The sequence below is a fragment of the Myxococcus vastator genome (assembly GCF_010894475.1).
GTDB classification, from domain to species: Bacteria; Myxococcota; Myxococcia; order Myxococcales; family Myxococcaceae; genus Myxococcus; species Myxococcus vastator.
This window is the reverse complement of the sequence record NZ_JAAIYB010000502.1, coordinates 1-5,765: the sequence shown is the minus strand read 5'-3', so window position 1 is coordinate 5,765 and position 5,765 is coordinate 1. Positions and strand designations below refer to the sequence as shown.

Genomic DNA, 5,765 nt, shown 5'->3' with positions numbered 1-5,765 from the left:
GCTGGACGGCGGGGGGCCGCTTGGGGCTGGCGAGGTGCCGCGCGAGGTTGGGGCGCTGCTTCATGCGCTCGAAGAACCCGAACAGCCCAGGGTAGGTGCTCTCCAGGAGGTCCTGGAGGCCGTTGTCCACGAGCAACTCCAGGAAGCCGAAGACGCTGGTGTCCGCCACCGTCACGGAGGCCCCAACGAAGAAGCCGTCGCCGCTGCCGTTGCTCTTCAGCAGCCGCTCGAAGTGCGCGAGCCACTGCGGCAGCTCCTCGCCCAGGATGATGGGGAGCTGCTCGGAGAGCTGGTCCGGCGTGAGCGAAGTCAAGCTGCGCGCCCGGGCCGTCACTTCCTCGACGCCGTCGATGACCATGTCGCAGGCGGCCGTCTCTCGCGCATCCTTCCCATAGAGGCCGCGGGTGCGCGCGACGTGTCGCAGGATGGCCAGGCTCTGCACCACGCGGAAGCCGTCCGGCTCCTCCCACAGCGGCACCTTGTCGAAGGCCAGCTTGCCAGCGGCCTTGAGAGCCTCGAAGGCCGGCGTCTTCTCCTTGGCCTTCACGTCATAGGGGCCCAGGTCGATGTCCTCGTACTCCGTACCGGACTCGGCGAGCAGCAGGCGGATCTTCTCGGCGACGCCGCGACCCGTGAAATACGACAAGCGCGGCAATGATGATTGAGCGTTCATACAGGGTTCGTGGTTGGAAGGGAGTGGCTCTATACTAGAGTAAACGTATTATTCGGAAGGGGCAGACTTCCTTGACTGGTGTATCCGAGCCTCTGGATTCCGCGAAGCCCGAAGCACCCGCGCTCGTCTCTCTTGCTCCAGGGATGGCCCTGTGGGGTTGGGCCGCGCTGCGTGGCGCCGGCTTTCCCGCCCAGGATGCGCTCCGGCTCGCGGCTCCGACCGCGGCGTCCGCCGCCGATACATGGCTCGCGTCAGGGGATGAGACACCCGGTGATGCCCTGCGCGCCGCGTTTGACTCGGACCTGCTGGCCATCAGCGCGGCGTTGCGCGCGCTGGCGGGCGCACCCCACTTGAGCGAGGCGCTGCTCTGGCAGAACCGCCATGCCTACAAGACGGGCGTGGAGCCGCTGGCGGCGCTTCCCGCCACCGCGCGCAACAGCAAGGCCCGGCAGCGCGAGCGCCTGGTGGCCTCCTACGTCCAGCGCTACAGCACCAAGAACGACACCATCGGCTTCTTTGGTCCCGTGGGTTGGGCCCGGCTTACGGCGTTCAATGACGGGCTGCGCTGGACGCCCGGGAAGAAGCTCGTCTCCCGGCGCGCGGTCTACTTCGAGACGTGGTGCCTGGATGCGCTCAGCGCGGCCCTGGCGCGCGACGCGTCCCTGCGTCACTGGGCACCGCCCCGGCTGTTGCCCTACTTCCGGCTGGAGGGCCACGTGCTTCACGGTCCCATGCCCACGCCCGTGGAGCTGAGCCCGGAGCAGGCGCTGCTGCTGTCGCGGTGTGATGGCTCGGCCAGCGCCGTGAGCATCGCTCGGGAGCTCACCGCCGGTGATTCACCGGCCTTCGCCACGCAGGATGAAATCTTCACGGCGCTCGAACAGGCGGTGGGATTCGGCGTCCTGGTCTGGGGCTGGGAGGTGCCGCTCGTCCTCCGGCCCGAGGTGGTGCTGCGCGGCGCGCTGATGGCCATCGAGGACGCCGACGCGCGGGCCCGTGCGCTGGCCCCGCTGGAGCGGCTGGAGCGCGCGCGCGCCGCGGTCGAAGCGGCGGCTGGAACGCCCTCGGCCCTGGATGCGGCGGTCGCGGAGCTGGAGGCCGTGTTCCAGGAGGTGACGGGCGCGTCGCCCACGCGCGCGGCGGGACAGACGTATGCCTCGCGGACGCTCATCTACGAGGACTGTGAACGCGACGGCGCGCTGATGCTGGGCGCTCCGGTGATTGATCGGCTCGGCGCCGTGCTGGAGCTGGTGCTGACCGGAGCGCGGTGGCTGGTGGGGGAGGTGACCCGGGGCACGCGCGCGGGGTTGGATGCGCTGTTCGACCGGTTGTCCGAAGGCGGCGCGCCCGTGTCGCTCACCGCGCTCCAGCTCGCCTTCGTCCAGGGGCTCAAGGACCCGGCCACCGAAGCGGAGCTGATGCCCGTGGCCAAGGCAGTCGCCGAGCATCGCCGGCGCTGGCGTGAGCTCTTCGCGCTGGAGCCGGAGGTCCGACGACAGACGCGCACCGTTGATTCGCTCCGGCCCCGGGTGCTCGACGCCTTCGGCGAGGCGGGCCCGGCGTGGCGGAGCCGCTGGCATGCCTCGCCGGACGTGATGATTGACGCGGCCAGCGAGGAGGCCGTCCGCACCGGGGACTACCAGCTCGTGCTGGGGGAGCTGCACCTGTGCAACAGCATCTCCTCGCTCTTCGTGGAGCAGCACCCCGCGCCCGAGGAGCTCTTCGCGCTCGCGGAGCGGTGCGCCACCGGGGCCGACGTGGTGCCCGTGTTCCCCAAGTCCGAGTGGAGCCAGCGCACGCTGCCGTGCCTCTTCCCGCGTGACAGCCTCTACTACCTCTCCGGGCAGGAGCCGCCGCCTCAGCCAGGCGCCCGCGCGCTTCGCGTGGGGGACATGGTGGTGGAGCGGCGTGACGGCGCGTTGGAGGTCCTCGACCGCGTAAGTGGGCGCCGCTTCGGCCTCATGGAGTTCATGGCCGTCTTCCTGGAGCAGCGCTGCGCCAGCATCTTCGACCTGGCGCTGGCGGACGACTACTCGCCCCGCGTGACGGTGGACGGCGTGGTCGTCGCTCGCGAGCGCTGGAGCGCGCCTGCTTCCGAGCTGAGCTTCGCCGGAATCACTGACTCGCTGGCGCAGTGGCTGGAGGTCCGGCGTTGGCAGCAGCGGCTGGGCATTCCACGCTTCGCGTTCTTCAAGGTGGCGACGGAGCGCAAGCCCTGCTTCGTGGACTTCGACAGCCCGTTGCTGGTGGAGATGATGGCGAAGCTGGTGCGGAGCACGGCGGAGAAGTCGCCAGCTTCACGCGTCCAGTTCTCGGAGATGCTGCCGGATCCGGAGCACCTCTGGCTCACCGACGCGGCTCAGCGCCGCTACACGAGCGAGCTGCGGCTGGTCTGCGAGCTGTCTTGAGCAGCCCGCGGCATTGCAACGGTTTCACCCCTGTTCACGAAGGAGCCGTACGCCCATGAGCGTGCCCGAGCCGATTCCCGGCGGACATTTCTCTCCAGAAGTCAAAGCGCAGCACGGTCAGCTCTCCCCCGCCGCCGCCGCGTTCCTGGAGTTCGCCGAGCGCGTCCCCGAGGTCTTCTCGCGCCAGACGTTCAAGCCGTACGAGGCGTCGCCGCTCATCCCGTATGAGCTGCATGCCTGGCCCACCTTCGTGGAGGGCCCGGTCGCGCGGCAGATGCGGGAGGTGGCGCCTGCGCTCTGCCGGCTCATCAAGCGGGCCCCTCGGCGGCTGCTGGGCGCGACGGACCGCGCGGCGGCGTTCTATGGGATTCCGCATGAGCGGGCGCACGCGGCGCTCGAGGCCCTGGCGCGGACGGATGACGCCCGGGGGGCCATTGGCCGCGGTGACTTCATCCATGACGGCACGGCCCTCAAGTGCCTGGAGTTCAACATGACGGCGGGCGTGGGGGGCTGGGAGACGGCCATCCACGTCCAGCAGGTGTTGGCGCAGCCCGCGATGCAGCGCTTCGCCGCGGAGCAGCGGCTGCGCGTCCGTCAGCCGCGGACGCTGCGCGACTTCTTCGCGAACCTCGTCGACACCGTGCGGCGAGACGTCGACTGGGAAGGGGAGTGCAACATCGGCATCCTCTTCTCCCCGAGCACCTTGCCGGACGCGGGCTCGGCGGAGCAGGTGAGCCGGTTCTTCACCGCCCAGCTCCAGGAGCTCCTCCAGCCCGAAGGCGCGCGCGGCGAGGTCCTCATGGCCACCTATGGCTCGGTGGAGTCCGAGCCCGGCGCGCGCCTCACGCTCCGGGGCAAGCGGCTGCACGCCGTCGTGGAGTACGACGCGCGCGACAGGGTGGCGCTGGCGGGCGCGGCCTACGTCGCGCGGGCCCAGGCCGCGTTCGATGCCCGGACCGTCAGCCTGCTCAACGGCCCGGCGCAGGATGTGCTCGACGACAAGCGCAACCTCACGCTGCTGTGGGAGCACGTGGCGACGTCCGCGCTGTCCGAGCCGGAACGGGAGTTGGTGCGCCGGAGCGTCCCCTGGACATGCCGGGTCGAACGGACGCACATCGAGCGCGACGGGACGCGGTACTTCATCCCGGAGCTGCTGGCCACGCAGCGCGAGTCCCTGGTCCTCAAGCCGGGCCGGGACTACGGCGGCGAGTCCGTGCGGCTGGGCTGGGCGACCTCCGCCGCCGACTGGGACACGGCCGTGCGCGAGGCGCTCGACGTGGGCGGCTGGGTGGTGCAGGAGCGCGTGCGCCCGACGCCCATCCACGCCCTGGGGCCAGAGGGCACGGTGGTGCCCTACAGCGTGGTCTGGGGGCTCTTCGTGCTCGGAGAGACCTACGGCGGGCATTTCTTCCGCATGTGCCCCATGCAGCGGGGCACCGGCGTGGTGAATGTCGCGCAGGGCGCCGTGGTGGGCGCCCTCATCGAGCTGGAGTGAGACCGCGGGGCCGCGTTACTGCTCGCGGTACTCGCGGCCCAGCTTCTGCTGCTTGCGGATGCGGCCCGCCGCGCTCAAGGCGATGGAGGGGATGAGCTTCGGGCCCAGCTTGGCCAGCATCGACCAGGTCCACCACCAGTAGTTGGTGGCGATGGCGTCCTCCACCGTGTACACGCGGTGCCACCAGCCGTAGGGCAGGTAGAGAATCTCCCCGGCCTCCAGGACGAAGTCATAGTCCGGGGCGAGGCCACCGGGGAGCTGGTCCGACTTGCCGCCGTGGGGCGTCAAGTCATGCGTGCTCACGACGGACCACGGGTGGCTGAGCTTCGCCGGGCGCAGCTCCGCGTCCCGCCTGGGCGAGTACAACTGCCACTGCTTGCGGCCCACCATGACGGCGTGCAGGTTGTGCGCGCGGTCCAGGTGGAGCTGGGTGAAAGTGCCGCGCGGGCCCATGAAGAAGAGCTGCTCGGTGAGCTTGCGCTGGACGGCGTACTCGTCGAAGCGGACGTCCTTGTGCAGCTCCGGCAGGGTGCGGAACAAGTCGTTGCCGATGAGGTAGCCCGGCGTCTCGTCGCCCTTCGCCTTCAGCGTGTCGACGTACTCCTGCATGCTCATCTTCCGCACGCGGCCCACGCGCTCCACGCCGCCCGTGTCCTTGGCGTTGTACTGCAGCCACTCCACGGGGACGCTCACGTCGCGGTACTTCGTGGCGAAGTAGTCGAAGGTCCACCGCTCGGCCGCGGGCCAGCCCTTCATGGCGTCGGTGAGGATGACGGGTTTGTTGTTGGCTTCGATGCGCTCGTAGAAGGCCCGGCGGTTGTCGAGCGGCATGCGCTCGGGGACCAGGGGCGCTGCGCCCTTCTGGGCGGTGGCGGTGCTCATGGCGGCTCTCCCGGGTGGTGCGTCAGGCCGCGCTCTCGGACGGGCCTGGGGCGCTTGCTTTCTGCAGGCGCTCGAAGTTGTTGTCGATGCCGTGGCGCACGTCCGCCAGCATGTGGATTTCGAACTCCTGGAACGCGAAGGACGGCCAGGCGCGCAGCAGCGTCAGCAGCGACTCGTGCGAGTCGGCGTTGAGGATACAGAGGCCCATCTTCGGGAGGACGTAGTAGGCACAGTCGAACGTGCCGTCCTGGAGGCGGGCGCCCACCCAGTCACGGACGGCGCGGTTGAGGGCGATGGGGTCCTGGGG

General features: G+C 70.0%; 5 protein-coding genes. 2 read left to right on the top strand and 3 right to left on the bottom strand.

Annotated elements, in window-relative coordinates; all coding sequences use genetic code 11:
* Nucleotides 1-646, bottom strand: a 646-nt coding sequence (locus tag G4D87_RS32485) for a glutathione S-transferase (RefSeq protein WP_240358787.1), incomplete at its 3' end; no start/stop codon positions are given.
* 170 nt (nucleotides 647-816) lie between these two features.
* Here G4D87_RS32485 and G4D87_RS32480 point away from each other — a divergent pair.
* Together G4D87_RS32480 and G4D87_RS32475 are read left to right on the top strand one after the other, a co-directional pair.
* On the top strand, nucleotides 817-3,081 hold the full coding sequence (locus G4D87_RS32480; RefSeq protein ID WP_163786569.1) for a lantibiotic dehydratase: 2,265 nt from the start codon (nucleotides 817-819) through the stop codon (nucleotides 3,079-3,081).
* 55 nt (nucleotides 3,082-3,136) lie between these two features.
* Entirely contained in the window at nucleotides 3,137-4,576 is a 1,440-nt protein-coding gene (locus tag G4D87_RS32475; RefSeq protein WP_163786568.1) for a hypothetical protein, read from the top strand.
* A gap of 15 nt (nucleotides 4,577-4,591) precedes the next feature.
* Here the strand turns inward: G4D87_RS32475 and G4D87_RS32470 are convergent, their stop codons facing one another.
* Complete coding sequence (locus G4D87_RS32470) at nucleotides 4,592-5,458, bottom strand: cupin-like domain-containing protein (protein WP_163786567.1); 867 nt, start codon at nucleotides 5,456-5,458, stop codon at nucleotides 4,592-4,594.
* A 22-nt stretch (nucleotides 5,459-5,480) separates the two neighbouring features.
* Nucleotides 5,481-5,765, bottom strand: a 285-nt coding sequence (locus G4D87_RS32465; RefSeq protein WP_163786566.1) for a hypothetical protein, incomplete at its 5' end; no start/stop codon positions are given.

Coding starts and splice junctions, on each gene's coding strand:
- G4D87_RS32480 (WP_163786569.1), top strand. CDS start 817: ATGGCCCTGTGGGGTTGGGCCGCGCTGCGTGGCGCCGGCTTTCCCGCC.
- G4D87_RS32475 (WP_163786568.1), top strand. CDS start 3,137: ATGAGCGTGCCCGAGCCGATTCCCGGCGGACATTTCTCTCCAGAAGTC.
- G4D87_RS32470 (WP_163786567.1), bottom strand. CDS start 5,458: ATGAGCACCGCCACCGCCCAGAAGGGCGCAGCGCCCCTGGTCCCCGAG.